Origin of the sequence: Luteibacter sp. NPDC031894 (genome assembly GCF_050273135.1) — a bacterium.
GTDB lineage: Bacteria > Pseudomonadota > Gammaproteobacteria > Xanthomonadales > Rhodanobacteraceae > Luteibacter.
On record NZ_JBNNMV010000007.1, the window covers coordinates 159,639 to 184,798 of the forward strand.

At 67.4% G+C, this 25,160-nt stretch carries 24 protein-coding genes; 9 read left to right on the plus strand and 15 right to left on the minus strand.

The features are described from left to right. Nucleotide 1 precedes the first annotated feature (1 nt). The 3 genes from ACQKIE_RS16955 to ACQKIE_RS16965 all read left to right on the plus strand — a co-directional run bounded on the left by ACQKIE_RS16955 (nucleotide 2) and on the right by ACQKIE_RS16965 (nucleotide 3,622). A complete protein-coding gene (locus ACQKIE_RS16955) occupies nucleotides 2-1,477 on the plus strand; it encodes a substrate-binding domain-containing protein (RefSeq protein ID WP_427461276.1) in 1,476 nt (491 codons plus the stop codon). A gap of 3 nt (nucleotides 1,478-1,480) precedes the next feature. Beyond that, the gene (locus ACQKIE_RS16960; protein WP_427461278.1) at nucleotides 1,481-2,179 is read left to right on the plus strand and encodes an HAD family hydrolase; all 699 of its coding nucleotides are present in this window, start codon (nucleotides 1,481-1,483) and stop codon (nucleotides 2,177-2,179) included. A gap of 69 nt (nucleotides 2,180-2,248) precedes the next feature. Continuing rightward, a complete protein-coding gene (locus ACQKIE_RS16965; protein WP_427461280.1) occupies nucleotides 2,249-3,622 on the plus strand; it encodes a leucyl aminopeptidase family protein in 1,374 nt (457 codons plus the stop codon). Nucleotides 3,623-3,733: 111 nt separating this feature from the next. Here the strand turns inward: ACQKIE_RS16965 and ACQKIE_RS16970 are convergent, their stop codons facing one another. Further along, nucleotides 3,734-4,054, minus strand: a complete 321-nt coding sequence (locus ACQKIE_RS16970) for a hypothetical protein (RefSeq protein ID WP_427461282.1) — start codon at nucleotides 4,052-4,054, stop codon at nucleotides 3,734-3,736. A gap of 184 nt (nucleotides 4,055-4,238) precedes the next feature. Between ACQKIE_RS16970 and ACQKIE_RS16975 the strand changes: the two genes are divergently transcribed. Continuing rightward, on the plus strand, nucleotides 4,239-5,252 hold the full coding sequence (locus ACQKIE_RS16975; RefSeq protein ID WP_427461284.1) for an alpha/beta fold hydrolase: 1,014 nt from the start codon (nucleotides 4,239-4,241) through the stop codon (nucleotides 5,250-5,252). A gap of 30 nt (nucleotides 5,253-5,282) precedes the next feature. Here ACQKIE_RS16975 and ACQKIE_RS16980 read toward each other — a convergent pair whose 3' ends face one another. The 10 genes from ACQKIE_RS16980 to ACQKIE_RS17025 all read right to left on the minus strand — a co-directional run bounded on the left by ACQKIE_RS16980 (nucleotide 5,283) and on the right by ACQKIE_RS17025 (nucleotide 15,036). Beyond that, complete coding sequence (locus ACQKIE_RS16980) at nucleotides 5,283-5,777, minus strand: DUF4019 domain-containing protein (protein WP_427461286.1); 495 nt, start codon at nucleotides 5,775-5,777, stop codon at nucleotides 5,283-5,285. 102 nt (nucleotides 5,778-5,879) lie between these two features. Next, nucleotides 5,880-6,539: a hypothetical protein gene (locus ACQKIE_RS16985; protein ID WP_427461288.1), complete on the minus strand. Its 660-nt coding sequence runs from the start codon at nucleotides 6,537-6,539 to the stop codon at nucleotides 5,880-5,882. Next, entirely contained in the window at nucleotides 6,540-8,015 is a 1,476-nt protein-coding gene (gene trpE / locus ACQKIE_RS16990; protein WP_427461290.1) for an anthranilate synthase component I, read from the minus strand. It abuts the gene before it with no gap. Between the two features lie 83 nt (nucleotides 8,016-8,098). Continuing rightward, entirely contained in the window at nucleotides 8,099-10,096 is a 1,998-nt protein-coding gene (locus ACQKIE_RS16995) for an ATP-binding protein (protein ID WP_427461292.1), read from the minus strand. A 43-nt stretch (nucleotides 10,097-10,139) separates the two neighbouring features. Further along, nucleotides 10,140-10,829 (minus strand): proteobacterial dedicated sortase system response regulator, encoded by a 690-nt coding sequence (gene pdsR, locus ACQKIE_RS17000; RefSeq protein ID WP_427461294.1) that lies wholly within the window; start codon nucleotides 10,827-10,829, stop codon nucleotides 10,140-10,142. 585 nt (nucleotides 10,830-11,414) lie between these two features. Beyond that, nucleotides 11,415-12,179, minus strand: a complete 765-nt coding sequence (locus ACQKIE_RS17005) for a hypothetical protein (protein WP_427461296.1) — start codon at nucleotides 12,177-12,179, stop codon at nucleotides 11,415-11,417. A 57-nt stretch (nucleotides 12,180-12,236) separates the two neighbouring features. After that, nucleotides 12,237-12,980 carry a hypothetical protein gene (locus ACQKIE_RS17010; protein ID WP_427461298.1) on the minus strand — a complete coding sequence of 248 codons (744 nt, stop codon included), beginning with the start codon at nucleotides 12,978-12,980 and terminating at the stop codon, nucleotides 12,237-12,239. A gap of 195 nt (nucleotides 12,981-13,175) precedes the next feature. Next, on the minus strand, nucleotides 13,176-13,850 hold the full coding sequence (rpe, locus tag ACQKIE_RS17015) for a ribulose-phosphate 3-epimerase (protein ID WP_427461301.1): 675 nt from the start codon (nucleotides 13,848-13,850) through the stop codon (nucleotides 13,176-13,178). Between the two features lie 71 nt (nucleotides 13,851-13,921). Next, nucleotides 13,922-14,728 carry a co-chaperone DjlA gene (gene djlA, locus ACQKIE_RS17020; protein WP_427461303.1) on the minus strand — a complete coding sequence of 269 codons (807 nt, stop codon included), beginning with the start codon at nucleotides 14,726-14,728 and terminating at the stop codon, nucleotides 13,922-13,924. Next, nucleotides 14,725-15,036: a c-type cytochrome gene (locus tag ACQKIE_RS17025; RefSeq protein ID WP_427461305.1), complete on the minus strand. Its 312-nt coding sequence runs from the start codon at nucleotides 15,034-15,036 to the stop codon at nucleotides 14,725-14,727. The genes djlA and ACQKIE_RS17025 overlap by 4 nt, the downstream gene beginning before the upstream one ends. A gap of 167 nt (nucleotides 15,037-15,203) precedes the next feature. Here ACQKIE_RS17025 and ACQKIE_RS17030 point away from each other — a divergent pair, with 167 nt between their 5' ends. The 4 genes from ACQKIE_RS17030 to ACQKIE_RS17045 all read left to right on the plus strand — a co-directional run bounded on the left by ACQKIE_RS17030 (nucleotide 15,204) and on the right by ACQKIE_RS17045 (nucleotide 17,297). Beyond that, nucleotides 15,204-16,100 carry a phosphoribosylaminoimidazolesuccinocarboxamide synthase gene (locus ACQKIE_RS17030; RefSeq protein WP_427461307.1) on the plus strand — a complete coding sequence of 299 codons (897 nt, stop codon included), beginning with the start codon at nucleotides 15,204-15,206 and terminating at the stop codon, nucleotides 16,098-16,100. Between the two features lie 35 nt (nucleotides 16,101-16,135). Next, complete coding sequence (locus ACQKIE_RS17035; protein ID WP_427461309.1) at nucleotides 16,136-16,603, plus strand: DUF962 domain-containing protein; 468 nt, start codon at nucleotides 16,136-16,138, stop codon at nucleotides 16,601-16,603. Between the two features lie 10 nt (nucleotides 16,604-16,613). Beyond that, nucleotides 16,614-17,024, plus strand: a complete 411-nt coding sequence (locus ACQKIE_RS17040) for a hypothetical protein (RefSeq protein WP_427461311.1) — start codon at nucleotides 16,614-16,616, stop codon at nucleotides 17,022-17,024. A 90-nt stretch (nucleotides 17,025-17,114) separates the two neighbouring features. Continuing rightward, nucleotides 17,115-17,297, plus strand: coding sequence for a hypothetical protein (locus ACQKIE_RS17045; RefSeq protein ID WP_427461313.1), 183 nt, complete (start codon nucleotides 17,115-17,117; stop codon nucleotides 17,295-17,297). On the opposite strand, the gene ACQKIE_RS17050 is transcribed toward ACQKIE_RS17045, so the two are convergent. Next, a complete protein-coding gene (locus ACQKIE_RS17050; protein ID WP_427461315.1) occupies nucleotides 17,280-19,460 on the minus strand; it encodes a beta-agarase in 2,181 nt (726 codons plus the stop codon). The two genes, ACQKIE_RS17045 and ACQKIE_RS17050, sit on opposite strands and share 18 nt — an antisense overlap. Nucleotides 19,461-19,626: 166 nt before the next feature. Between ACQKIE_RS17050 and ACQKIE_RS17055 the strand changes: the two genes are divergently transcribed. After that, nucleotides 19,627-20,952, plus strand: coding sequence for an APC family permease (locus ACQKIE_RS17055; protein WP_427461317.1), 1,326 nt, complete (start codon nucleotides 19,627-19,629; stop codon nucleotides 20,950-20,952). A gap of 93 nt (nucleotides 20,953-21,045) precedes the next feature. Here ACQKIE_RS17055 and ACQKIE_RS17060 read toward each other — a convergent pair whose 3' ends face one another. The 3 genes from ACQKIE_RS17060 to aceF form a co-directional block, all read right to left on the minus strand. Beyond that, the gene (locus tag ACQKIE_RS17060; RefSeq protein ID WP_427461319.1) at nucleotides 21,046-21,504 is read right to left on the minus strand and encodes an REP-associated tyrosine transposase; all 459 of its coding nucleotides are present in this window, start codon (nucleotides 21,502-21,504) and stop codon (nucleotides 21,046-21,048) included. Between the two features lie 64 nt (nucleotides 21,505-21,568). After that, nucleotides 21,569-23,374, minus strand: coding sequence for a dihydrolipoyl dehydrogenase (lpdA, locus tag ACQKIE_RS17065; protein ID WP_427461321.1), 1,806 nt, complete (start codon nucleotides 23,372-23,374; stop codon nucleotides 21,569-21,571). Between the two features lie 15 nt (nucleotides 23,375-23,389). Further along, complete coding sequence (gene aceF / locus ACQKIE_RS17070) at nucleotides 23,390-25,087, minus strand: dihydrolipoyllysine-residue acetyltransferase (protein WP_427461323.1); 1,698 nt, start codon at nucleotides 25,085-25,087, stop codon at nucleotides 23,390-23,392. Between the last annotated feature and the right edge of the window lie 73 nt (nucleotides 25,088-25,160).

The window sequence follows — 25,160 nt, forward strand, 5'->3', positions numbered from 1 at the left end:
CATGTCTCTTCGTTTCGCGCGACTGTTCACCGCCACGCTGATCGGCCTTAGTGCCTCCGCCACCGTCCTCGCCGCCGGCCCGCAGCTCGTCTGGCGCGGCGACATCACGACCGCGCGCGGCGTGGTCACCGACGTTGCCAAGGCCTGGGAAAAGGCCGGCAAGGGCAAGATCGAACTGCAGCCGTTCAATACGGCGTCCGGCATCGACGCCGTCGTGAAGGGCACCGCCGACCTCGCCGGTTCGGCCCGCCCCGCGGTCGGTGCCGCCGAGCAGTCGCTCACCTTCACGCCGGTGGCATGGGACGCCCTGGTGATGGTCACCTACCCGTCCAATCCGGTCAGCAACATCACGCTGAAGCAGCTCCATGAGATCTACATGGGGCACATCACCAACTGGAAGGAACTCGGCGGCAACGATGCCCCGATCAATCTCTACGCGGTGGCCAGCCCGGCCGACGGCGTGGAATACAGCATGCGTCGCCTGCTCTTCGGACGCGGCAACCAGCCGGTGGCCGCGCCGCGCCTGTACGTCAACGTGGCGAAGCTCGAAGAGGGCGTCACCCTCGACAAGCAGGGCCTGGGCGCCAGCACGCTCGCCGGTGCATCGGCGAACAAGAAGGTGAAGATCCTTTCCATCGATGGCGTCGCGCCGTCGATGTCCACGGTCGGCAGCGGCGCCTACCCGCTGTACACCGAGCTCTACCTGGTCACCAACGACAGCGGCCCGAAGGCGGCCGAGGTGAAGGATTTCATTTCCTTCGTCACCTCCAGCCAGGGCAGTTCGCTGCTCCGTTCGCACAGCCTCGTGCCGTACGCCGACGGTGCCGCGCTGGCCTCGAAGGATGCCGCGCGTCGCGCCGCCATCGCGTCCACGGTGGGCACGCGTGCCAATGTCGGCCAGCCGATGACCACGCCGACCGCCGTCGCCGCCGCGCCGAAGCCGGTCGACACCGCGAAGGAAACCGCGCTCGCCAAGGCCCAGGTCGCCGGCAAGGGCGCCAAGGCCGCGAAGACCACCAAGGGCTCCGTCGCCGCTACCACCGCCGAGCCGTCGCAGTTCGCGCGCGTGGTCGCCAGCGTCAGCACCACGGCGCACATGGGCTTCGCGGGCGTGCGCTCGGAAGCCTTCACCGTGTCGGATAACGCGAAGATCGGCGGCCGTTTCGCCAAGGTGCGCGCCGATGCCGTCACCGTGCGTGGAAAGGTCGTCGCCAAGGCCGCCAGCAAGCCCGCCGATGCGTCGGAGAAGTCGACCGCCATCGCCACGCCGAAGGTCGCGGAAGCCAAGCCGGCCGCCAAGCCGGCGAGGGCCGCCGAGAAGCCGGCCGCCACGCGTACCTACAAGGTGGCGGCGGGCGACACGCTCTACTCCATCGCGAAGAAGAACGCGGTCGACGTCAACAAGCTGCGCGCCATGAATGGCCTGAAGGACAACAACGTCCGGCTCGGCCAGGTGCTCAAAGTCAGCGCGCGCTGAGCCGTGACGGTTCGCGCAGTCTCCCTCGATCTCGACGACACCCTCTGGCCGGTGCTCCCGGCCCTGATCGAGGCCGAGCACTGCGTGAACCGCTGGCTCCGGCAACACCATCCCGATGTAGCGGACGCATGGCCCATCGAGGCCATGCGCGAGCTGCGCGAGAAGATCGCGCAGGAAAACACCCACCTCTCGCACGACTTCAGCGCGCAACGGCGCCTGACCATCCGCCATGCCTTCGCCGCCTGCGGCATCGACGACGCGCCGGTGGACGAGCTGTGGCGCATCTATTTCGCGGCGCGCAACGCCGTGGAGCTCTACCCGGACACCCTGCCCGCGCTCGAGCGCATCGCCGCTCGCGTGCCGCTGGTCAGCATCTCCAACGGCAATGCCGACCTGGAAGTGATCGGCCTCCACCACCTCTTCCACACGCGCCTCAACGCCAGCGGCGTGGGCGTGGCGAAGCCGGACCCGCAGATCTTCCTCGCCGCCGCCGAGGCCCTGGACCTCGCGCCCGCCGACATCCTCCACGTGGGCGACGATCCGCTGCTCGACGTGGTGGGCGCGCGCAAGGCCGGAATGAAGACGGCGTGGCTCAACCGCACGGGCGAGCGCTGGTCGCACGGCCCCGCGCCGGACTACGAATTCCCCGACATGACCCACCTTGCCGACTGGATTGACGCGTCAGTCGCAGAGGGCAGCTAGAATGGTGGTTCACCGATAGCAAGAACCCTTTGACGCGGTCGCCTGCGACCGCGAGGCACGGGAGGCCTGATGTCACCGCTGATCGATCGCAAATCCGGAAAACGCGCCGTCCCCATCGAAACCGTCGATGCAGGCAGCATGGCTGCCACCGAGGCGCGCCTGGATGCGGCGCAGCGCCAGTGGCTGGCCTCCACCGGGTTCCGGCCGAAACCGGGCGCACTGGCGGTATTGCCGGGTTCGTCGGGCGAGATCGCACTCGTGCTCGTCGGCGTCGATCGACACAACCCGACGGCTGCGCTGGGCGGCCTTCCGTACCGGCTGCCGGAAGGCATCTACGAACTCTCGTCGGAAGGCGTTTTCGAGGATCGCGAGCTCGCGGTGCTCGGCTGGGCCCTGGGCGCGTACCGCTTCGACCGTTATCGCTCGCGCGAGCGCAAGCCGGCGCAGCTCGTCGTGACCCCCGCCCTGCTTCGTTCCCTGCAGCCGATCGTCGACGCCACGACCGAAGTGCGCGACTTGGTGAACACGCCCACGGAAGACATGGGTCCCGAGCAGCTCTCGCAAGCCATCCGTGCCCACGCCGACCTGCACAAGGCCACGGTGCGTGAGTGGGTGGGCGACGAGCTGCTGGAAGGCAACTTCCCCACCATCCACGCCGTGGGCCGCGCCAGCCATCGACCGCCGCGCCTCATCGAACTGACCTGGGGCAAGAACTCGAACCCGAAACTGGTGATCGTCGGCAAGGGCGTGTGCTTCGACACCGGCGGCCTCGACATCAAGCCGGCCGACGGCATGCGCTGGATGAAGAAGGACATGGGCGGCGCGGCGCATGCGATCGCGCTGGCCGGCCTCGTCATGAAGGCGAAACTCCCGGTGCGGCTGACGCTGCTGGTGCCGGCCGTGGAGAACGCCATCGCCGGCAACGCCATGCGTCCCGGCGAAGTAATTCGGACGCGTGCGGGCCACACGGTGGAGGTGGATAACACCGATGCCGAAGGTCGCCTTGTGCTGTGTGATGCACTCGCCCTGGCCGTCGAGCAGGTGCCCGACCTGATCGTGGACTTCGCCACCCTCACCGGTGCCGCCCGCGTGGCGCTCGGCCCGGAGCTGCCGGCGCTGTTCACCAACCGTGACCAGCTCGCCGACCACGTCATCGGCTCCGCGGAACTGGTGCACGACCCCCTGTGGCGCCTGCCGCTGTGGCGCCCGTACCGCCGCATGCTGGAGTCGTACGTGGCGGACTTCGCCAACGCGGGCCCGTCACGCCATGCCGGTGCGATCACCGCCGCGCTGTACCTCGAACGCTTCGTCCCCGACAACCAGAACTGGATGCACATGGACACCTACGCGTGGAACGACGGCGACCGCCCCGGGCACCCCCGCGGTGGCGAAGCCCAAGGCCTCCGCGCCTTCTTCCGCTTCCTGTCGGAACGCTATTCCTGAAATCCGGGTAAGACCTGCTCCGTTCGGTAGCAGCCTGCTCGACAGTATCCATAGGTGGGGCCTGCCAGAAGCCTGCTCGGTGGGAGCCGACCCTGTCGGCGATGGAGGCCCTCAGTCCGCAGCGTCACCGCCAGGATCATCGGTGCCCTGCTCCCGCTTCGCCTTCCAAGCCACCACCGAGCGCAGGTTCCGCTCCAACTCCGCAATCGTCAGCGGAAAATAATTCTCGTCACTGTCGGTCACCTGCCAACTCGACATGCGCTTCTCGGTGACAGCCACGCCGCTCGCATTCAACGCGTCGCGAACATCGGTCGGATCCAGGTCGGTCGCCTGGAGAATCAACTGCCACAGCCAGTTCATCCGCTGCGGATCGACGCCGCGAGTCATGGGCGGGCGCGTGTAAGGCCGGGTCGGCGCGTCGAAGTCGGTCATGGTTTACTCCCTGCGTGCACGTAAGGCCAAGTATGGCATCGGCCTCCTCCATGGCTATCGGCACGTACCCCGGATTTCCTCAGCCCCGCCCTCCCGTGCTGTAGCCAGCGCAGCAAGTTGCTTGCGCCCGGTTTAACGTGGGCTCGGATAGCCTTGCCGCATCCCCCGTTACATGGAGTTCGTGATGCGCCAGCCCCTCACCCCAGCGCTTCTTCTCGTCCTCGCACTGTCGACCTTCGCGCTGCCGGCATCCGCCGACGATGCCCCGAAAGTCGAAGCGCTCGGCGCCCGACTCGAGCACTTCGAGTACCCCTACCCCGTCACCCTGTTCCCCGTGAAAAACCAGGGCCAATCCCTGCAGATGGCCTACATGGACCTGAAGCCGGAGCACGCCAACGGCCGCACGGCGGTGCTGCTGCACGGCAAGAATTTCTGCGGTCCCTACTGGGCGGCCACGGCGGAACACCTGCGCGCCGAAGGCTACCGCGTGGTGATTCCCGACCAGATCGGCTTCTGCAAATCGTCCAAGCCGCACACGTTCCAGTACAGCTTCCAGCAGCTCGCCGCCAACACGCACGACCTTCTGGCGAGCCTCGGCGTCGACAAGGTCACCGTCATCGCGCATTCGATGGGCGGCATGGTGGGTTCGCGCTACGCGCTGATGTATCCGCAGGGTGTGGAAAAGCTCGTACTGGTGAACCCTATCGGCCTGGAAGATTGGAAGGCCAAGGGCGTGCCCTGGCAGAGCGTCGACGCGTGGTATGCGCGCGAACTGAAGACCTCGTACGCCGGCATCAAACGCTACCAGCTGGCGCACTACTACGACGGCAAGTGGAAGCCCGACTACGACCGCTGGGCGCTGATGCAAGCCGGCCAGTACGAAGGCGACGGCAAGGAGACCTCGGCATGGGCCGGCGCGCTCACCTACGACATGGTGATGACGCAGCCGGTGGTCTACGAGTTCCCGCTCATCAAGGTGCCGACGGTGCTGATCATCGGGCAACGCGACACGACGGCCCTCGCCGAAGGCGCACCTCCCGACGTTGCAGCGAAGCTCGGCGATTATCCGGCGCTGGGCAAGGAAGCCGCTGCGCGCATTCCCGGCGCGAAGCTGATCCCGTTGGAGGGCCTGGCGCACTCGCCGATGATCGAGGCGCCCGAGCGTTTCTATAAGGCGCTGGACGAGGCGCTCAAGTAAGTCATCCCGGTTCTCCGCGAGCGCAGGACCTCACTGCGTAAACGTAATCTCTCGCTGCACCGGGCGGATCACATAGCCGACGGGGAGCCAGTTCAGGCTCCCCGGACCGCCGGGCGCCAGTGAAACGGTCTCGAAGAGCACCGCCCGCGTGTAATGCGAGACGAAGATCACGTTGAGGTAATCGCCGGCGGGCAGGCCGACAGGGTCGCGCACGCGCGTCACCTCGAACCATTCGCGGCCGACGAGCTGCCCGCGATCGAGGCGGATCTTGCGCAGGTAGCGCACCCATTCCGCGCGCGGAACCATCTTCTGCATCATCGCGCCGGCTTCGAGCCACATGGCGTCCGCGCGTCGACCGTCCGACATGCGAACCCAATGGGTGGCGCAACTCACGGCGTTATCCAGCGAGTTCGGCTGCGGGCCGAGCCGCGGGGCGTTGCTGATGCTCAACAGCGAGCCGAGCGCGTTCGTTCCGGGAACGCCGGTCGGGGCCAACTTTCGTACGTTTGCAGGCACCGTGGACATGGTCCCTCCTCCGTCATGGGGACGGACCCCAGCTTCCGGCTCCCGGCACCCGGTGCCAAGTCGGCCGGAAGGGATAAGCGGCTTGGCCGGGGCTAACGGCGATCAGCGCCGCCCGAAGGCGAGGACTTCAGAGGTGTAAGTCTCTACAACGAGGCTGAAAGGCCGGTTCGCCCCGGTATAAAGCACCGCCCGGTGGCGCAGCACCTCGTGCGGGATCGCCAGCGGCCCCTTGTGCGGCGGCGGCAGCGGCGCGTCCATTTCCCAGCCGACCGGCAGGGGCGACCAGAGCAGGTCGGCGCTGAGGGTCTGGCGGCGGAAATGCAGGGCCTGCACGACCTTGCCGAACGGCTGGTCCGTGCTGTCGAGGATCCGGTTCATTTCCGGTGTGAGACGCGACGGGACGTACCAGTTATCCGCTTCGGACAGAACGTGCGTCCCGCAGGCGAGCTGCACGCGACGGTAGCGCACCGGCTCGTCGGCACCGATCCCCAGCGTGGCGCGCTCCGCTTCCGGCAACGGCTTGTCCTGCCCCTTCACGCGGCGAGCGAGGATCTTCGCCTCCGGCGCCAGCGCGTGGCCGCCACACCAGCGTTCCAGCGTCAGCGTGGCACTCGGGTGGCTGAGCAAATCGGCATTGAGCGATTGCAGTAGCGCCAGCGCCTGCGTGCGCGACGCCACGTCGTCACTCCACGGCTCGCGCGCCTGCGCGGTGGCCGCGAGTACCGCGAACGACGTCGCGGCGATGATCGTACGGCTGTTCATTCAGAGGCCCTTCGCGGCCTGGGCCACGGCACGGAACAGTGCGCGACCCTTGTTCATGGTTTCTTCCCACTCGGCCGCGGGATCGGAGTCGTAAACGACGCCGCCGCCGGCCTGCACGTGGAGGCGGCCGTCCTGGATGACGGCCGTGCGAATGGCGATCGCGGTGTCCGCGTCGCCCCACCAGCCGAGCCAGCCGATCGCGCCCGCGTAGATGTTGCGCTTGAACGGCTCCAGCTCCTGGATGATCTCCAGCGCGCGGATCTTCGGCGCGCCACTGACCGTGCCGGCGGGGAACGTGGCCTTGATCACGTCCATGTAGGACAGGTCGCCGCGGATATCGCCTTCCACCTGCGACACGATGTGCATCACGTGCGAGTAGCGCTCTACGACGAACGATTCCGCGAGTTCGACCGTGCCCGTCTGGCTGACGCGGCCCACGTCGTTGCGGCCGAGGTCGATCAGCATGAGGTGCTCGGCACGCTCCTTCGGATCGGCCAGCAACTCGGTTTCGAGCGCGACGTCTTCCGCCTCGTCCTTGCCGCGCCGGCGCGTGCCGGCGATCGGGCGCAGTACCACGCGGCCGTTCTTCAGGCGCACGAGGATCTCTGGCGAGGAGCCGACGATCTGCGTGGGGCCGATGTCGATGAAGAACATGTACGGCGAGGGATTCGTCGCGCGCAGCGCGCGGTACACGTCCACCGGCCGCGCGTTGAAACCGATGCTGAGGCGCTGCGACGGCACGACCTGGAAGATGTCGCCGGCGCGGATGTATTCCTGCGCCTTGCGGACCATCGCCTCGTATTCCTCGCGGGTGAACGAGGACTTGAAGTCCGATTCGTCGAGTGCCTCGGGCCGCAGCAACTGCGGATACGACACGCCGCCCTGGCGCAGGCGGAAGGCCAGTGTGTCGAGGCGGCGCGAGGCCTCCGCGTACGCCTGTGGTCGCGACGGATCGGCGTGGACGATGAGGTAGAGCCGCCCCTTGAGGTTGTCGAACACGGCCACTTCGTCGGCCAGCATCAGCAGTACGTCGGGCGTGCCGAGCTCGTCCTTCTTGTCCCACTGCGCGAGGCGCTGCTCGATGTAGCCGATGGTCTCGAAACCGAAGTAACCGACGAGCCCGCCGGTGAAGTCGGGAAGACCGGGCAGCTTCGGCACGTCGTACTGCTTGCGCAGCGTTTCGATCTCGGCGAGCGGGTCGTCGAGGTGGCGCCGTTCGACGACCTCGCCGCTCTCCTCCACTTCCAGCTCGTGCCCCCGCAGGCGGTACACGCGGCGGGCCGGCAGGCCGATGATCGAATGGCGCCCCCAGGTCGCCCCGCCCTCGACCGACTCGAACAGGAAGGTGTACGGGCCATCGGCCAGCTTGAGGTACACGGACAGCGGCGTGTCGAGGTCCGAAAAGACCTCGCGCACCAGCGGGATGCGCGTGTGACCCTGCGCGGCGTAAGCGTCGAACTGTTCGCGGGTGATCATGGGGCGAGGGGATGTTGGGGTGATCGTCGATTGTAGGGGATGTTGGCCGGGACGATCTCGCAAGTTCTGTCGATGGGGCCGCCTCAGGCCAACCGCTGGCGCGGCAGCCCCTTGAGGTGCAGGGTGAAGGCCACGCCGTCGTCGAGGTTGCGGGCGCTGGCGCTGCCCTGGTGGCGTTCGGCGACGAGGCGCACGACGTAGAGGCCGAGGCCCAGGTGGGGCGCGTCGCCGGGCGTCGCCTTGTCGCGGAGGCTGACCAGCGAGTCGAACAAGCGGCCCTGCATCGCGGCCGGGAGCGGCGGCCCCTGGTTGGCCAGCTCGATGTCCGCGCCCTCGGCGGTGGGCCGGAGCGCGATGCGCATCCATCCATCCGGCGGCGTAAACGACAGCGCGTTGTCGAACAACTTGTCCAGCGCCTGCGCGATGAGCTCCGGCGATACGTGCATGAACACCGGCGTGGACGGCAACTCGGCGTCGAGGCGACGGTCCCCTGCCAGCGCCCGGTAACCTTCCGCACAGCCGCGCACGATGTCGGCGAGGTTCACGTCCTCGGCCTCTGCGGAGGCGATGGCGCGCTCCATGCGACTCGCCTCGCTCATGGCACGTACGAGGGCGCCGAGCCTGGCGACACCGTCCCGGGCGCGCGCAAGGTAAGGCTCGGCTTCCGCAGGCAGTCCCGCGTGGTCGAGGTTGTCCAGCGACGACTTGACGATCGCCAGCGGCGTGTTGAGCTCGTGCGAGAGCTTCGATGCCAGCGTGCGCAGGTAGTCGGTATAGCCACCGATGACGTCGAACAGGCGCTCGAAGCTGCGCGCGAGGTCGCCGAGTTCGTCGGCGGCGTCGGTGAGCGGGAACGGACCGTCGAGTTTCCCGTCGTTGGCCTGCGCACGCTCCGCGGCGTTGCGCAGGCGGCGCAGGCGAAACGTGAGTCGCGTGGCGAACAGCAACAGCACGCCGCCCGCGACGAGCAGCACGGCGAAGCTCGTGAGCAACAGGCCGAACAGCGCACGGTTCGCCAGCAGCGGGACCGCGCGACTCGGCTGTTCCAGCAACACCACGCCATGCAACTTGCCGCGCATCTGCACCGGCATCGCCACCGCGAGCACCACGCTCCCGCGCGACTCGCCCGCGCGCCACGCCGTGGCCGGCTTGCCCTGGAGGGCCGCGCGCACTTCCGGCAGCTCGATGCGTGGCGCGTCTTCCGCCCAGGCGCTTTCGGCGGCGAACCGCGTTGCCAGGAGCGATCGATAAACCAGCGACGCGAACCAGCCCGGACGTTCCGACGCCGGGAGGTCCGGCAGGTCAAGCCTCCCGCTCTGCGCGACGAGCCACGCCTCGGGCGAAAGCATCCGCACGCGCACGCCGTCCGGCGCGAGGCGCGCCAGTTCCTGCGAGAGCGACGCGGAGAACTCGATCAGCGGCCGGTTCTCGGCGCTGAGCGGTTCGTTGTCGCCCGCGGCGGCGATGTGCACGCCAAGCCCGAAGCGATCCAGCCGCAACCCGCGAGGCAGGCGAAACTCGGCGCGGAAACCGCCGCCATCTTCCTGCCACTGTGCATTGATGCGATCGGGAAGCACGCCGGCTTCCGCATCGAGCGCGATGGCCGTGGTGGGGCCGGGCGCGGCACTGGCGAGCACGTAGCGCTGCGCATCCTCGCCGCTCGCGATGGAAACGATAAGGTGGTCGGCGCTGAGCACGAGCCGGTCGCCCGCGTCCGCGCGATGACGCTGCGGTGCGCGCACTTCGACGCTGAAGTACAGCCAGTGGTCGTCTTCCGCGAGCATCACCTTGGCGTTGTTGCCGAAGGACTGCGCCCACGGGCTGAGCGACGCCCAGTCGTCGCCGTAACCGTCGATCGTGATCGGCACCGGCGTGCGCTGCACGTACCAGGCAGGCCCCGCCGGCGGCAACGGCGCGTCGACCACGACGAGGCTGCGTGCCATCGCCCGCGCGGAAGCCACCAGTGCCTGCGCCTGGCCCTCGCGCAACAGCGTCTCCATCTGTCGCACGTAAAGCCACCCGGCGACAGGAAGCGCCAGGGTGCAAAGGGCGACGAGGAGGAGTTTCTGGCGGAGGGTCATGGGCTGTCGCGGCGTGCTCTCGCCGCTATAGCGGCGAGGCTGTTCAAGGCGTCCAGCGGTAGCCCACCCCGTGCACCGTTTCGATCGCATCGAAGTCCGGCGCCAGCGCCACGAACTTCTTGCGGATGCGCTTGATGTGCGAGGTGATGGTCGCGTCGTCCACCACCAGCTCGGCTTCGCGCATGAGCTGGTCGCGATTCTTCACGTGGCCGGGAAAACGCACCAGCGTGTGCACCATCCAGAATTCCGTGACGGTAAGCGGGATCTCGATGCCGTTCCACTGCACGCGCATGCGCTCGGATTCCAGCTTCAGCGGCCCGTGCTCGATCACCGTCTCGCTCGCGGCAGGGGTCTTCAGCGACTCGATGCGGCGGAACAGCGCCGCGATGCGCGCGGCGAGCTGGTGCAGGCTGGTGTCCTTGGACAAGTAATCGTCGGCGCCGAGGCGCAGGCCCGAGATCACGTCGAAATCGGAATCGCGCGCCGTGAGGAAGATGATCGGCAGCGTCGCCGACTTGGCACGCAGTTCGCGGCAGAGGTCGAAGCCGCCTTCGGGCTCGTCGCCCAGGCCGATGTCGATGATCACCAGCTCCGGCAGGCGCATGGCGAACGCCATGGAGGCGTCGCCGCGAGAGCCATAGCCCCGCGTTTCATAACCGAAACGATTCAGCGCCTCCACGTAGTTGGCGCGGATGAGGGGTTCGTCTTCGACGATGGCGATACTGCGGGCCATGGGCATTCCATGAGAGGGATCGGCGTGCGCAGCGTGCTATGCGCCCGCCCCCGCCGCAAGACCCGGGCAACGATTGCCCGCGTTTCGCCTTCCTTAACGCCGTCCGCACGCCCTGGATCGACACCCCCGGCCGTGCACGAAGCCTTTGCCCTTCCTTTGCCATAAACGATCCGCGGATTGCCTCGAACAAGGCGCTCCGTCCGCCGCGTGCGGCATTCCAATGTGCATGACGGCGCGCCATCCGGCGCCGGAGGAGAAACCATGAAGACCAAACCCGACGCCGACAACACCGAACTGGAACGCGACTTCGAGCCGCTGCGCGTGGCGCTCGCCCTGGGCGCGCTGCTCCTGGGCCTGCTGTTCGGCATGCACTGACGGGAGAACGCCATGGATCTCTTCGACGACTTCGTGGAACCGGCCATGGAAGGCCTTGGCGCGGCCGGCGCGCAGGGAAGCGCGCCGGTCGCCGGGCCGGTGGAACCCGACCCGAACTGGCAACCCGTTTAACCGTTTCCCCTGAGCTCTCCCCCCCGGGAGCCTCCTTCACTCCCCCATCCGCATGGACGGGGGAGCTTTTTCCGTACCTTATCGCGGAGCCGCGACCTGCGACGCCACCTGCCCGATCGGCACGAGGTCCGTCTGCACTTCGCCCACGGTGACCGTACCGGCCATGCCGCGGAAGAAGTCGTCGCCGGCGCGCGCCAGCAAGCGGTTCATGCTGAAACTCGACCCGCCACCCACGCGGTTGGCATCCCCGTCGGCTCCGAACTGACCGGCGGAATCGCCATTGGGCGGCGACAAGCCGGCGATGAAGACGGAGCCACCCACGGCGGTCGCGGCATCGATCATGCGTGTCTCGGCGAGGTAACGCCGGTGCGCACGGCGCCCTGCGACGGAGTCGGCGTACTGGTTGCGCAAGTCTCGCCAGTACGCGTCGGCCTGGGAGCGCTCCTCTGCCGAACTACCGAGATAGGCTTGGGTGAAGGCGCTTTCGAAACGTGGCTCGTGCCGTTCCGCGGCGAGCGCCAGCCAGGCGATGCCGAGGGGACGGTTCACCGGACCGCGCTCCCCGTTGATGTACATGAGCCCCAGGACATATTGCGCGGGTTTGCTCGCCCAGTAGGCGGCATCCCGCAAGCGCTCCGCGGCAAGTCCATCGTGGCCCTGGCCGTAGTCGCGCACTGCCGCGCAGAAGTAGTAGTCGCCAGGGAGAAGGCGTTCGAGACCGGTCGCGCAGGAGCGCACCGTGCTCTTGATCACCTCTCGCGGATTTGAGGGCACCTGATCGCGCGCGGCGACGGCGGTCGAGACACAGAACAAGCCGAAAACGAGGATCCTGGCAAACCGCATATGTCGCTCCTTGTAAGCCGCATCGCCCGCCGAAGCGAGCGATGCGGGTGCGTGACATCAGTTCGACGTGCGCGACGCTACTTCATTGATCGGAACGAGTTCCGCGTCACCCACGAACACGTGGCTGTTGTAACCGTAGAAATACATCGCCTTCTGGGTCTGCAGCATGCGACCCAACGAGAAGCCGCTCTGCAGCGGCGCACCACCGGGTATACCCGCGTAGCCGTACGGAAGCGTCACGCCGTCGATGAAGACGCTGCCGCCGAAATTCACGGCCCACGCGATCTGCTGGTACTCGCGGTCGAAACGCCGTTCCGCGCGCGGTGCCGCGACGGCGTCGGCGTACGTACCCTTCATGTCCTTCCAGTACGCGTTGGCCTGGGCCAGTTCCTCCGGGGTCACCTGCTGGTACGCGGACACCAGGGCCGGCTCATAGGCCGGATCGTGCCGCTCGGCAGCGAGGGCTAGCCACGCCAGGCCCAGCGGGCGGTTCTTCTGGGCATGGTCGCCGTTGAAGTACATGACGCCGAGTGCGTACTGCGCTGGTTTGCTTCCCCAGCTCGCCGCATTGAGCAGGCTCTGGCGAGCGAGCCCGTCATGGCCGCTCCAATAGCTGCGGGCGGCCGAACAGAAGTAGTAATCGCCCGGCAGGAAGCGTTCGAGGCCACCGGGGCAAGGCATCAACGAACGCGAGACGGCGTTCTGCTGGTCGGGCAGGGGTTGGGGTTTTTCGCCAGCAATGGCGAGGGGCGCGGCGGCGAGGGCCGCGAGGGACAGAACAAGCGATGTCAGGGATTTCATGATCGACTCCGACTGTTGTCTGACGGTACCCCCCGGTACACGTGGCAGCAGGACCGTGTTCTGGAGTCCTCCCCTGAGTCGTCGTCACGGTCCGCGAACGGCGCCCCATGCCCGGCCGGCCCTACGACTCCCGGCGAGCACCTTTACCGTACCACTGAGTTTGCTATTGGTGCGTGAAATTGATTTCACGCACCATCATGGGCCCTCGATGGCCGCGTGCATGCGCCGGATCACGTCGGCATAGTCCGGGGCGTTGAAGATGGCCGAGCCGGCAACGAAGGTGTCGGCGCCCGCGGCGGCGATCCGGCCGATATTGTCCGGGGTGACGCCCCCGTCCACTTCCAGGCGGATGGCGCGGCCGCTGGCGTCGATGCGCTCGCGCACGTGGCGGATCTTGTCCAGGGCGGAGGGGATGAACTTCTGCCCGCCGAAGCCTGGGTTCACCGACATGATCAGCACCATGTCGATCTTGTCCATCACGTAGTCCAGCCAGGACAGCGGCGTGGCGGGATTGAACACCAGGCCGGCTTCGCAACCCTCGTCCTTGATGAGCTGGATGGTGCGGTCGACGTGCTCGGTGGCTTCCGGATGGAAGCTGATGCTGCGCGCCCCGGCCTTGGCGAAGTCCGGCACGATGCGGTCCACCGGCTTGACCATCAGGTGCACGTCGATGTGCTCCGCGATCCCGTAGTTGCGCAGCGCCTTCAGCACCATCGGACCGATGGTGAGGTTGGGCACGTAGTGGTTGTCCATGACGTCGAAGTGCACCCACTGCGCCCCGGCATCGAGGACCTTGCGCGTGTCCTCGCCCAGGCGGGCGAAGTCGGCCGAAAGGATGGACGGGGCGATGACGGGGGATTGCTTGGCCATGGGAATAACCGTTCTCTGTAGGAGCCGCTATAGCGGCGACGGGACCTGCCGCATGGGAAGGTTACTGTGTGTTATGTGAAACCCCTCTCCGCCTTGATCCGCTCATAGGCCGCGTTGATCTCGCTTGCGCGCGATTCGGCGCGGCGGCGCATGTCCTCGGGGAGGTCGCCCAGGCGGTCGGGGTGGTGTTCGGATATCAGCTTGCGGTAGGCGCGCTTGATCGCCCGGTCATCCGCGTCGCGCTGGATGCCGAGGATCGCGTAGGGATCGGGACCCTGCGTATTCCGCTGCGGAGGCACGTAGCCGCCGCCGTTCGCGCGTCCGCCATGGGCACGGCCGCCGGCACCGGCGTTCCACGCGTAGCCCTTCATCGCCATCAGCGCCATGAGTTCCATGTCGCTGACGCGCAGGGCGAAGGCGAGCTGGCGCAACAGGGCCATTTTCTCGGGCGAGGGATTGCCCTCGGCCAGCACCGTCTCGATCACCACGTCGATCACCGGGAACGCGTGGTCGCGGCGGTGGCCGACCCAGTGCCGCAGCTCGTCGATCACCGCGGTGGCGTCGAATTCGGGCTGCTTGCCCTGGTTGAACGCGTCGATGGCCGTGCGGCGGTCGTCCTGGTCCAGGCCCATGCGCGCCATCAGGCGCTCGGCGATGGCGATCTCCGCCTCCGACACGCGGCCGTCGGCTTTCGCGACGGCACCGATGAGGGCGAACAGCGGCGCGATGTACCCGCCCTGCGCCGGCGTGCGGCGGCGCTGCTGTTGGCGGCTGGCATCGAACATGAAGCCCAGCGCGCCGCCGACGATGGCGCCGAGCAGGTTGTGGGTGATCCACATGCCGAGCACGGCGCCGATGAGGGTGGCAGTGAAATTCATTGAGCGGCCCTGGAAGGGGTCTGCGCGGAGTACCACTCGGCCAGCTGGTCGAGCTCCGCATCGGTGAGGGGGCCGGTCGCGGCGCGCATCACGGGGATGTCGCGGCGACCGTCGCGGTATTGGCGCAACGCTTCGCGCAGGTAGTCGAGCTTCTGCCCCGCCAGGTTGGGTGCGCCGGGAATCCTCGCGCTGCCGTTTTCGCCATGGCAGGCCGCGCAAAGACCAAGCCGCGCCGGCTTGGCGGGCGGGTCGGCAAGGACAGGGGCGGAGAGGGCCAGGGCTAATGCCGCGGTCGTAAGGATTCGCATGGCGAGGCTATGGGGGCGGTAACCCAGGATTCTAGCAGGCCGATCGGCAGTGACCTCTTCCGCGAGCACCCGTCGCCGACAGGGTCGGCTCCCACCGAGCCACCGTCCACCGAGCGGAAGGCGCACCGGTACAATGGCAGGCTCACCGCCCCCACCGGAGCCTTGCCGTGCCCACCACCCTTTCGCAATCCGACCTGCCCGGGCTGGAGCTCGTCCATCGCGGCAAGGTCCGCGACGTCTATGCCCTCCCGGGTAACCGTCTGCTGATGGTGGCGACCGACCGGCTCTCGGCGTTCGACGTGGTACTGCCTGACCCCATCCCCGGCAAGGGCGAGATGCTGACCCAGATTTCCAACTTCTGGTTCGCGAAGACGGCGCACATCATGCCGAACCACCTCACCGGCGAGGACGTTGCCTCGGTGCTGCCGCCAGGCGTGGACGCGGCGCTCTACGCGAAGCGCGCCGTGGTCACGAAGCGCCTGAAGCCCGTGCCGGTGGAAGCGATCGCCCGCGGTTACCTCATCGGTTCCGGCTGGAAGGACTACCAGGCCACCGGCGCGCTCTGCGGCATCACGCTACCGCCCGGCCTGCGTCAGGCGGAGAAGCTGCCGGAGCCCATCTTCACCCCGTCGACCAAGGCCGCCGTCGGCGACCACGACGAGAACGTGAGCTTCGACGCCGTCGTCGCGGCGGTGGGCGACGACCTCGCCAACGCGGTCCGGGACGCCACGCTGAAGATTTACGCCTTCGCCGCGGCTTACGCCGCCGAGCGCGGGATCATCGTCGCGGACACCAAGTTCGAGTTCGGCACCGACGAAAACGGCGTGCTGCACATCATGGACGAGATGCTCACCCCGGACTCCTCGCGCTTCTGGCCGGCCGACGAATACGCCGTGGGCATCAGCCCGCCCAGCTACGACAAGCAGTTCGTGCGCGACTACCTTCTGGACATCGGCTGGAACAAGGCGCCGCCCGCGCCGAAGGTGCCGGAAACGGTGATCGCGGGTACCGCGGCGAAGTACGCCGAAGCGCTCGACAAGCTCGCCGGCATCCGCCTGGACTAAGCTTGCCGCATCGAGGCAGCACGGAGGGGACAGCCATGCGCGACGCAGCCACCTGGTTCGGCAACTACAGCCGCGACCACCAGAACCCAACGAACCAGCTGATCCACTGGATCTGCGTGCCAGCGATCACCTGGACGGTGGTCGCCTTCGTCTGGCTGGTCCCCGTGCCGCAATGGCTGGGCAAGCCGGGCCTGTGGGCCGTGCTGGCGATGTTCCTGGCCTTCTGCTTCTACTACTACCGCCTGTCGCGGACGATCGGGCTGGCGATGGCAGGGGCCTTCGTCGCATTGGCCTTCGTCACCGACATGATCTATCGCAGCATCGGTTCCACCGGGCTGATGAAGCTCGCGATCGGCGTCTTCGTGGTGGCGTGGATCGGCCAGTTCGTCGGCCACAAGATCGAAGGCCGCCGCCCCTCGTTCTTCACCGACCTCCAATACCTGCTGATCGGCCCCGCGTGGCTGATGAGCAAGGCCCTCGGCCGCTTCGGCGTGTCGTACTGACGGACACGCCGTGACCCAATCGCTCCTGACCCTGTTTTCCGCCGCCATCTGGTGGGTGATCTATTCCAGCGCCGTCGCCGTCGTTCCCGCGCTGATCGTGTGGCTGGCCCTGCGCTGGCTGGAGAAGACGCCGGTGGTCTTCAACCGGGCCTACCTGGCCAGCCTCGTCTGGACCCTCGCCGCCGTGTTGACCGGTGGCCTGGTCATCGCCTCCCAGCACGGGCAGGCGCCCGGCCAGTCGATCTTCACCCTGCCCTGGATGCGCGCCTCGCTGGTGGTCGACATGCTGCTGGGTGCCGGCCTGGTCTGGTGGATGGTGCCGCGCGTGGACGCGCGCCGGGTGAAACCCACCAGCGCGTGCATGGCCGTGGCGCTGGTGATGGTCGTGGCGATGGTCGTCGGCACGGCCATTCGTCGATAGGAGCGCCCTATCGGCGCCATTCGCAGGACCAGTTGGACTTGTGGCCCGCCGCCCCCATAATGAGATTCATTCGTATTGGGAGAACCGGCCATGGCTCGTCAGATCAAGTTCGCGGCGACGCACTTCAGCATCGCCTTCTCCATGAGCTACGCGGTGAACCAGAACGTGGCGCTCAGCACCTTCTTCGGCATCGCCGAGCCTATCGCCTTCGCGCTGGGCCGCGACACGAAAAGTGGCGGCCATCGCGGCGTGCCCTTAGTGCCCGCCGCCTGATCCGCCGCCCGCGCGCGCGTTGGTGTCGGTTACTGCGCGGGTAAAGCTCTCGAACGGGATGTCGGTGATGCCGACCAGCCCGATATGCGCGTTCTCGCCATCGAGGATGCGCCCCGTCACCGGCTGATCCACGTACTGGAACCAGTGCGTGCCGACGATGATCCCGGACGACGCCGCCGCGTCGACGAAGCGTGCGTACGCCTTGCCGCGCTCTTCCTCGCTGGCCACCGCGGCCACGCCACTGCCGAACGGGCCCCGGTCCGCCGACCCGAAGTGGAACTCGGTGATCAACACGGGTTTGTCCAGCTTCCTGAAGGCGGCGATGTCGAAGCCGTGCTCGGGAAGATCGGTGTACGTGTTGATGCTGGTGACGTCGGCGTACGTCGCGCTGGCCTCTTCGACTTCCGGCGTTCGGACGGCCAGACGGCCGCCGAGGAAGAGGTGGTGCGGGTCGGCTTTCTTCAGCGTCTCGGCGACGGTGCGGAAGTACTGATCGGCGTACAGCTTCAGGAAGGCGATGTAGTCGCTGGCGATGGCGGGATGGGCTTCGTTCGGGTCCGGTGCCTTGAAGCCCTGCGCGGCCACTTGGGCCCAGTCCGTCGCCTGCACGCCCCATGCTTTCGCGAAGCTCGCGGCGTCGCCGTGGGTCTTCTTCAGGTAGGCGAGGAAGGCTTGTTTCGCGGGACTATCCGGACCCTGTTGCAGCGTCCCCGTCGCCAACGCCCAGCGGCCTTGCGGGCCCCTGCCAGCCCATGCAAGTTCGTTGTCGGCGAAGTAGCCGAGCAGCCAGGGGTCGTCGCGCACGCCTTTCGTGGCTTTCGTCACGGCGATTTCGGTCGACGCGATGAAGCGTGGGTCGAAGGGATCGGGCATGCGACCCCAATAGTCGAATCCGGTGCTGACGTCGTTGAAGTCGCCGGTTATCAGGATGGGGACGGTGTAGGCCATGCGAGCCGAGGCGGGTCGGCTCGCCGCTGTAGCGGCTCCTACAGGGGGTGCGGGTTCCTTGGGTGTCGCGAAGGCGGGGTCGCTCCAGTTGCCCAGGGTGTTGAAGCGCCAGGACGTCAAACGGGCGATGGTGCGCTTGCGCCATGCGGCGCCGATGTCACGGTCGACGTTTCCGCCTGTTAGCGATCGCGCGACGTTGTTCGCGTACACGTCCCACCAGCGGCCGTGATTCATGGCGTTGTCCCGCTGCGAGCCCTGGTCGCTGCGGCTGTCGGCCACGCCGCCGAACGTTCCGTTCGCCGCGGCAGGGTCGGCGAACATGAACTCCCTGCCCTGCACGTAAGTGCGCCCGTCGGTGAGGTTCACGGCGTTTACGCCGAGCGAGAAGAATGCGTGGCCTTCCGGTGTCACCAGCCACCAGCGGCCGTCTTTCTTCTGCGTATGGAACCAGCCGGTGGCTTGCATGGCGGGAAGGTCGGTGCGGCCGCCGTAGGGATCGAGGGTTCCGGCCTGCGGCTTGGCCGGCGCACTGCTGGCCTTTGCCTTGAGCGCCGCGTCATCGGCGATCTTCTCCGGCCAGGTACCCCGGGTGTATTGCCCGTAACGGTCGACGATGCCGGTGTAGGCACGCCGCAGGTCGTCGTCCGGCACGGCGTCGAGCTTGCCGATAAGTATCGTCTGCGCCGCCCCCGGTTGCGGCATCGACAGCGTCACGGAAGACACGGCCTTCGCCTCGACGGCACCTTCGGCGTTGGTGGCGACGAGCCGTAGCGTGCCGCCGTCCTGGAACGGCATGGGCGGCCCAACCTGCATGCCGAAGGCCCGCGGCGACGTCGCCTGCAACGGAAGCGACAACGTCATCGGCGGCCCCGGTGGCAGCCCCACCGTCGTCGTGAGGTGCTTTCCGCCCGAGGCGACATCGACGATGAGCGTGACCGGCCACGGCATCCCGTTCTGCACCCGCAGGCGCATGCTGCCGTTCACGGGCCACGACCAGGTGCCCTGCTTCGGCGCCAGCGAGAGCGACGGTCTGGCAGCGGGCTTGAACGTCACCGCCACCAGCTCCTCGCCATCCGCTGCCTTACGCACGGTGGGGTCGAACGTGGCATCGGTGGCCGCGATCCGCAGGGCGTTACCCGGATGGACGGGGTCCACGGTTTGCCCTTCGGCCGCGATCGCGAGGGTGGAAAAAATGATCGCAGTGATGATTCGCATCACCGAAATCTGCCACGCCCCACGTGAACGCCCCCTTCCCTCATTCGGTCCGCGCGGCGACGGCCCGGTGGGAGCCGACCCTGTCGGCGATGGGTGCTCGCGGCAACCTGCCACCGGTGACTGTAGCCATATCGCCTCGGGCTTCCGGTTATGGCATCGTCGCCGGATGCCAGCCCCTCAGCCAGCCCACTACCTCCGTCGCCTAGGCATCTGGGATGCCGCGATGATCGTCATCGGCGGTGTCATCGGCGCGGGCATCTTCCGCACGCCGGCCACGGTCGCGCAGCTCACCAGTTCCGGCACCGAAGTCATCGTGCTGTGGACGCTCGGCGGCATGCTCACGCTGGCTGGCGTGCTCTGTTACGCGGAACTTGGTGCCAGGCGTCCCCAGGCAGGCGGTACCTACGTCTATCTGCGCGAGGCCTTCGGCCAGCTGCCGGCCTTCCTGTTCGGCTGGACCATGGCGCTCATCAATTATCCCGGCAGCGTCGCCGCCGTCGCCACGACCTTCGCCGACTATGCCTGCCGCGCGATGGGTCTTCCGCACGAATGGGTGAAACCGCTTGCGGTCGGCGCAATCAGCTTCATCGTCGCGGTCAACCTCTTCGGCATCCGCGCTGGCGCGTGGGTGCAAAACACCTTCACCGTGCTGAAGCTCGGCGCGGTGGCGCTCCTCATCGTGGTCGGCTTGTTCCTGGCGCAGGGCCATCTTGGCCTCGCGTTCGCCGCGGACCCCACGCACGACGTGCCAACGACCACTATCGTCGGGGCACTCCTTCCTGCGCTCTTTGCTTACGGTGGTTTCCATTACCTGAACGATCTGGCCGGCGAAGTTCGGGAACCACAGCGAACACTGCCTCGCGCGCTCGGCCTCGGCATGGTCAGCGTCGTCATCTGCTACGTGCTGGTGAACATCGCCTACATGGCGGGCCTCGGCCATGCGGGTCTGGCCGCCAGTACCGCGCCCGCCGCCGACCTCATGCGCCGTGTCTTCGGCGAGTCCGGTGCCACGATCATCGCCATCGGCATTGCCTGCTCCACCTTCGGCTATTGCAGCATTGCCATTGCCGGCGGTGCGCGTGTGTTGCAGGTAATGAGCGCGGACGGCATGTTCTTCCGCCCCATCGCGCGGATCGAACCGCGGACGGGTGCGCCGCAGTTCGCCCTTGTCGCCCTCGGTGCCTGGGCCATCGTGCTGATTCTCTCCGGGAGCTTCAACGCGCTCCTGAATTACACGACGGTGGGCGAGTGGTTGTCGCACGCCTTCGGCATCGCGACGATCTTCTGGTATCGCAAGAAATTGAAGTCGGAACCATCGCCATACCTGGTGCCTGGGTATCCGTGGCTGCCGTTGATCTTTACGACGACGGTGCTTTGCGTGATCGCGGCGACGGCCATCGCCGCGCCGGGTGATGCCGGCATGAGCCTGTTGATCATCGCGATTGGCGTCCCGGTTTATTACCTGTGGCGGCGCCGTTCCAGCATCGCTTGAACCCCTGAGGCGAGCACCCATCGCCGACAGGGTCGGCTCCCACCGGGCACCAGGAACAGGAACGCGGGCACCGAGCAGCGGCTCTTCAGGCGGTCAGAGCCAGACGGCGTTCCAGTAGGGGTAGTCGCCGATGTTTTCGACGAGGCCGGCGCGGAGCGGGTTCGCTACCAGGTACCGGGCCGCGGCCTTTACGTCGTCGCCCCTGCGCAGGCAGCTGTCGTGGAAGGTCTTCTGCCAGACAGGGTATTCCCTGTCGCGATGCTTCTTCATCGCTTTGACGGCCATGGACTTGAAGCGCCCGACCGTTTTGGAGAGATCGCCCTCGTGCAGTTCCACCAGACCGTGCCAGTGGTCGGGCATCAGTACCCAGGCAAGGCACGTCGCACCCCGCCATGTTTTCGGCGACTGGCAAACGCGTGCAACGGATCGCGCATAGCCGTGTTCGCGGAACAACGGAACCCGGTTCCACGTCGTCGTCGTGATGAGGTAGATCCTGCCGGGCTCGGAAACCCTGGCGAGGCGGAGGCGATGCGTGTGGGGCGGTTCGGACATCCACCCACGATGCCCCGCCAAGATCGTCCACGCTGCCGGTCATCCGGCAGCGTGGACGTAGGTCTTACTTCTTCTTCGGAATGTACAAGTCCGTGATCGTGCCTTCGTACACCTCGGCGGCCATGCCGACGGATTCGCCGAGCGTGGGGTGCGGATGGACGGTGCGGCCGATGTCGCCGGCTTCCGCGCCCATCTCGATGGCCAGCGCGAGTTCGGAGATGAGGTCACCCGCGTGCGGGCCGACGATGCCGGCGCCGACGATGCGGTGGGTTTCCTCGTCGAACAGGAGCTTGGTGAAGCCTTCGGTGCGGTCGATGCCGATGGCGCGGCCGGAGGCGGCCCAGGGGAACTTGCCCACGCCGATCTTCAGGCCCTTTTCCTTCGCCTCGCGCTCGGTGACGCCGACCCAGGCGATTTCCGGATCGGTGTAGGCCACCGACGGAATCACGCGCGCGTCGAAGAAGCTCTTCTCGCCCGCCGCGGCCTCGGCCGCCACCTTGGCCTCGTGCGTGGCCTTGTGCGCCAGCATCGGCTGGCCCACCAGGTCGCCGATGGCGAAGATGTGCTTCACGTTCGTGCGCATCTGGCGATCGACGGGGATGAAGCCGCGCTCGGTGACTTCCACACCAGCCTTTTCCGCGCCGACCTTGCCGCCGTTCGGCACGCGCCCGATGGAAACCAGGACGCGGTCGAAGACCTTCGTCTCTGGAATGCTCTCGCCCTCGAAGGAAACCTCGATGCCCTTCTTCGTGGCCTTGGCCTCCACCACCTTCGTCTTGAGGTGGATACCCTTGTAGCGCTTGGCGATGCGCGTCTGCAGCGGCTTGATCAGGTCGGCGTCGGCACCGGGCATGAGCTGCTCGGCGAGTTCGACGACGGTGACTTCGGAGCCCAGGCCCGCGTACACCGTGGCCATCTCCAGGCCGATGATGCCGCCGCCGACGACGAGCAGCTTCTTCGGCACGTCGCGCAGCTCGAGCGCGCCCGTGGACGTGATGATGCGCTCGTCGTCCCAAGGGAACGACGGCAGCTTCACCGGCTGCGAGCCAGCGGCGATGATCGCGTTGCGGAAGCGGATGAGCTTGGTGCCCTCGGCCGTCTGGACTTCCATTTCGTTCGGCGAGACGAAGCTGCCGACGCCAGTGACGGTGCGCACCTTGCGCGCCTTCGCCATCTGCGCGAGCCCACCGGTGAGCTTGCCGACCACCTTGTCCTTGAACGTGCGCAGCTTGTCGAGGTCGATGGTCGGCTTGCCGAACGTGATGCCGTGCGCTTCCATGTGGGCGGCCTCGTCGATGACGGCGGCCGCGTGCAGCAGCGCCTTCGACGGAATGCAGCCCACGTTGAGGCAGACGCCGCCGAGCGATTCGAAACGCTCGACGAGGACGGTATCCAGGCCGATGTCCGCGCCGCGGAAGGCAGCCGTGTAGCCGCCCGGGCCGGAGCCAAGCACGACCAGTTCGCATTCGATGTCGGCCTTGCGGCCGGAGTCGGTCGCGGCGGCCGGCGCAGGCGCCGCGGCGGCCTGCTTCGGCGGTGCCGGTGCGGGCGACGGCGGTGCCGGCGGCGGCGCTTCCTTCGTTACCGACTGGCCGACGACCTTCTCGGCCGCCGGTGCCTCGGCGGTACCCTCGGCCTCGATCAGGGCGATGATGGTGCCGTCGTTGACCTCGTCGCCGACCTTGAGCTTCAGCTCGACGATGGTGCCTGCCTGCGAGGCGGGCACGTCCATCGTGGCCTTGTCGGATTCCAACGTGATGAGGCTCTGGTCCTTGGCGACGCTGTCGCCGACCTTCACCAGGATCTCGATGACGGGCACGTCGTGCGAGCCGCCGAGATCGGGGACCTTCAGTTCGATCGTGTTAGCCATGCGTGCCGGCCTCCGTCAGAGCAACAGGCGACGGATGTCGCCGAGCTGGGTGGCGAGGTACACGGCGAAGCGCGCGGCCAGGGCGCCGTCGATGACGCGGTGGTCGTACGACAGCGACAACGGCAGCATCAGGCGCGGCGCGAATTCCTTGCCGTTCCAGACGGGCTTCATCTGCGCCTTCGACACGCCGAGGATCGCCACTTCCGGTGCGTTGATGATCGGCGTGAACGCCGTGCCACCGATGCCGCCGAGCGAGGAGATCGAGAAGCAGCCGCCGGACATGTCGTTGGCGGTGAGCTTCTTGTCGCGCGCCTTCTTCGAGATCTCGGCCAGTTCGGCGGCGAGCTCGAGCAGGCCCTTCTTGTCCGCGTCGCGGATGACCGGGACGACCAGGCCGTCCGGCGTGTCCACGGCGATGCCGATGTGGAAGTACTTCTTGAGCGTGAGCTTCTCGCCCGACGCGTCGAGCGAGGCGTTGAAGGTCGGGAACTTCTTCAACGCCGCGACCACCGCCTTGATCTGGAAGACCAGCGGGGTGATCTTGAGGTCCTTGTTCTCTTCGCCGAGCTTCTTGCGGAAGGCTTCCAGCTCGGTGATGTCAGCGTCTTCGAACTGCGTGACGTGCGGAATCATCGCCCAGTTGCGCGAGAGGTTCGCGGCCGAGATCTTCGGAATGCGGCCAAGCGGCTTTTCTTCCACCTCGCCGAACTTCGAGAAGTCGACCTTCGGCCACGGCAGCAGGTTGAGGCCGCCACCGGCGGCGACCGTGCCACCCGCGGACGGCGTCGCACCGGAGGTCATCACCTGCTTCACGTAGTTGCTGATGTCTTCGCGCTGGATACGACCACCACGGCCGCTGCCCTTCACCTGGGCGACATCGACGCCGAGTTCGCGCGCGAACGCGCGGACGGCAGGGCTGGCGTACGGGGCATTGGCCGGCATGATGACGCTTGCGTCGAAGGCCACCGGCGGCGTGCGCGGCGCGCCACCGACGGGGGCGTCGGCAGCGGCGGGCGCCGGGGCGGCTTCACGCTGCGGCGCCGGCGCCGGTGCCTCGGCGATGCCGGGCTTGTCAGCGGAAGGCGCCGGCTGCGCGTCGTCGGACGCGGCTTCGCCGCCCTCGCCTTCGAGGATGGCGATGACGTGGCCATCGTTGACCTCGTCACCGACCTTGACCTTCAGTTCCTTGATGATGCCCGCGGACGGCGCCGGGATATCCATCGTGGCCTTGTCGGACTCGAGCGTCATGAGGCTCTGGTCTTTCTCGACGCGATCGCCGGCCTTGACCATGATCTCGATGATCGGCACGGGCTTGCCGCCAATGTCCGGCACCTTCACGTCGACCGGGCCGGAGGACTTCGAGGCCGAGGGGGCCTTCGCGGCGGCGGGCGCGGGGGCCGGAGCCGGAGCGGCGGCCTGCGGAGCGGCGGCCTTCGGCGCTTCGCTCTTCGGCGCGGCGGCGGCCGGGGCGTCGCCCTCGGCTTCCACCAGCGCGATCACGGCGCCCTCGTCCACTTCGTCGCCGACCTTGACCTTCAGCTCCTTGATGACGCCGGCAAACGGCGCCGGCACTTCCATCGTGGCCTTGTCGGACTCGAGCGTCACGAGGCTCTGGTCTTTCTCGACGCGATCGCCGACCTTGACCATGATTTCGATGATCGGCACCGGCTTGCCACCGATATCGGGAATGCGGGCTTCTTTGACGTCGGCCATGGAACCTCCTAAAAACAGGCGCTTACGGGCTGACGAACCCGCTGGCGGGGGAATGGGGGCGCCCGTGCTGCGG

Excerpts from the sequence above, each read along its gene's own strand:
- ACQKIE_RS16955 (WP_427461276.1), top strand. The coding sequence starts at position 2 with ATGTCTCTTCGTTTCGCGCGACTGTTCACCGCCACGCTGATCGGCCTT.
- ACQKIE_RS16965 (WP_427461280.1), top strand. The coding sequence starts at position 2,249 with ATGTCACCGCTGATCGATCGCAAATCCGGAAAACGCGCCGTCCCCATC.
- ACQKIE_RS16970 (WP_427461282.1), bottom strand. The coding sequence starts at position 4,054 with ATGACCGACTTCGACGCGCCGACCCGGCCTTACACGCGCCCGCCCATG.
- ACQKIE_RS16975 (WP_427461284.1), top strand. The coding sequence starts at position 4,239 with ATGCGCCAGCCCCTCACCCCAGCGCTTCTTCTCGTCCTCGCACTGTCG.
- ACQKIE_RS16980 (WP_427461286.1), bottom strand. The coding sequence starts at position 5,777 with ATGTCCACGGTGCCTGCAAACGTACGAAAGTTGGCCCCGACCGGCGTT.
- ACQKIE_RS16985 (WP_427461288.1), bottom strand. The coding sequence starts at position 6,539 with ATGAACAGCCGTACGATCATCGCCGCGACGTCGTTCGCGGTACTCGCG.
- trpE (WP_427461290.1), bottom strand. The coding sequence starts at position 8,015 with ATGATCACCCGCGAACAGTTCGACGCTTACGCCGCGCAGGGTCACACG.
- ACQKIE_RS16995 (WP_427461292.1), bottom strand. The coding sequence starts at position 10,096 with ATGACCCTCCGCCAGAAACTCCTCCTCGTCGCCCTTTGCACCCTGGCG.
- pdsR (WP_427461294.1), bottom strand. The coding sequence starts at position 10,829 with ATGGCCCGCAGTATCGCCATCGTCGAAGACGAACCCCTCATCCGCGCC.
- ACQKIE_RS17005 (WP_427461296.1), bottom strand. The coding sequence starts at position 12,179 with ATGCGGTTTGCCAGGATCCTCGTTTTCGGCTTGTTCTGTGTCTCGACC.
- ACQKIE_RS17010 (WP_427461298.1), bottom strand. The coding sequence starts at position 12,980 with ATGAAATCCCTGACATCGCTTGTTCTGTCCCTCGCGGCCCTCGCCGCC.
- rpe (WP_427461301.1), bottom strand. The coding sequence starts at position 13,850 with ATGGCCAAGCAATCCCCCGTCATCGCCCCGTCCATCCTTTCGGCCGAC.
- djlA (WP_427461303.1), bottom strand. The coding sequence starts at position 14,728 with ATGAATTTCACTGCCACCCTCATCGGCGCCGTGCTCGGCATGTGGATC.
- ACQKIE_RS17025 (WP_427461305.1), bottom strand. The coding sequence starts at position 15,036 with ATGCGAATCCTTACGACCGCGGCATTAGCCCTGGCCCTCTCCGCCCCT.
- ACQKIE_RS17035 (WP_427461309.1), top strand. The coding sequence starts at position 16,136 with ATGCGCGACGCAGCCACCTGGTTCGGCAACTACAGCCGCGACCACCAG.
- ACQKIE_RS17045 (WP_427461313.1), top strand. The coding sequence starts at position 17,115 with ATGGCTCGTCAGATCAAGTTCGCGGCGACGCACTTCAGCATCGCCTTC.
- ACQKIE_RS17050 (WP_427461315.1), bottom strand. The coding sequence starts at position 19,460 with ATGCGAATCATCACTGCGATCATTTTTTCCACCCTCGCGATCGCGGCC.
- ACQKIE_RS17055 (WP_427461317.1), top strand. The coding sequence starts at position 19,627 with ATGCCAGCCCCTCAGCCAGCCCACTACCTCCGTCGCCTAGGCATCTGG.
- ACQKIE_RS17060 (WP_427461319.1), bottom strand. The coding sequence starts at position 21,504 with ATGTCCGAACCGCCCCACACGCATCGCCTCCGCCTCGCCAGGGTTTCC.
- lpdA (WP_427461321.1), bottom strand. The coding sequence starts at position 23,374 with ATGGCTAACACGATCGAACTGAAGGTCCCCGATCTCGGCGGCTCGCAC.
- aceF (WP_427461323.1), bottom strand. The coding sequence starts at position 25,087 with ATGGCCGACGTCAAAGAAGCCCGCATTCCCGATATCGGTGGCAAGCCG.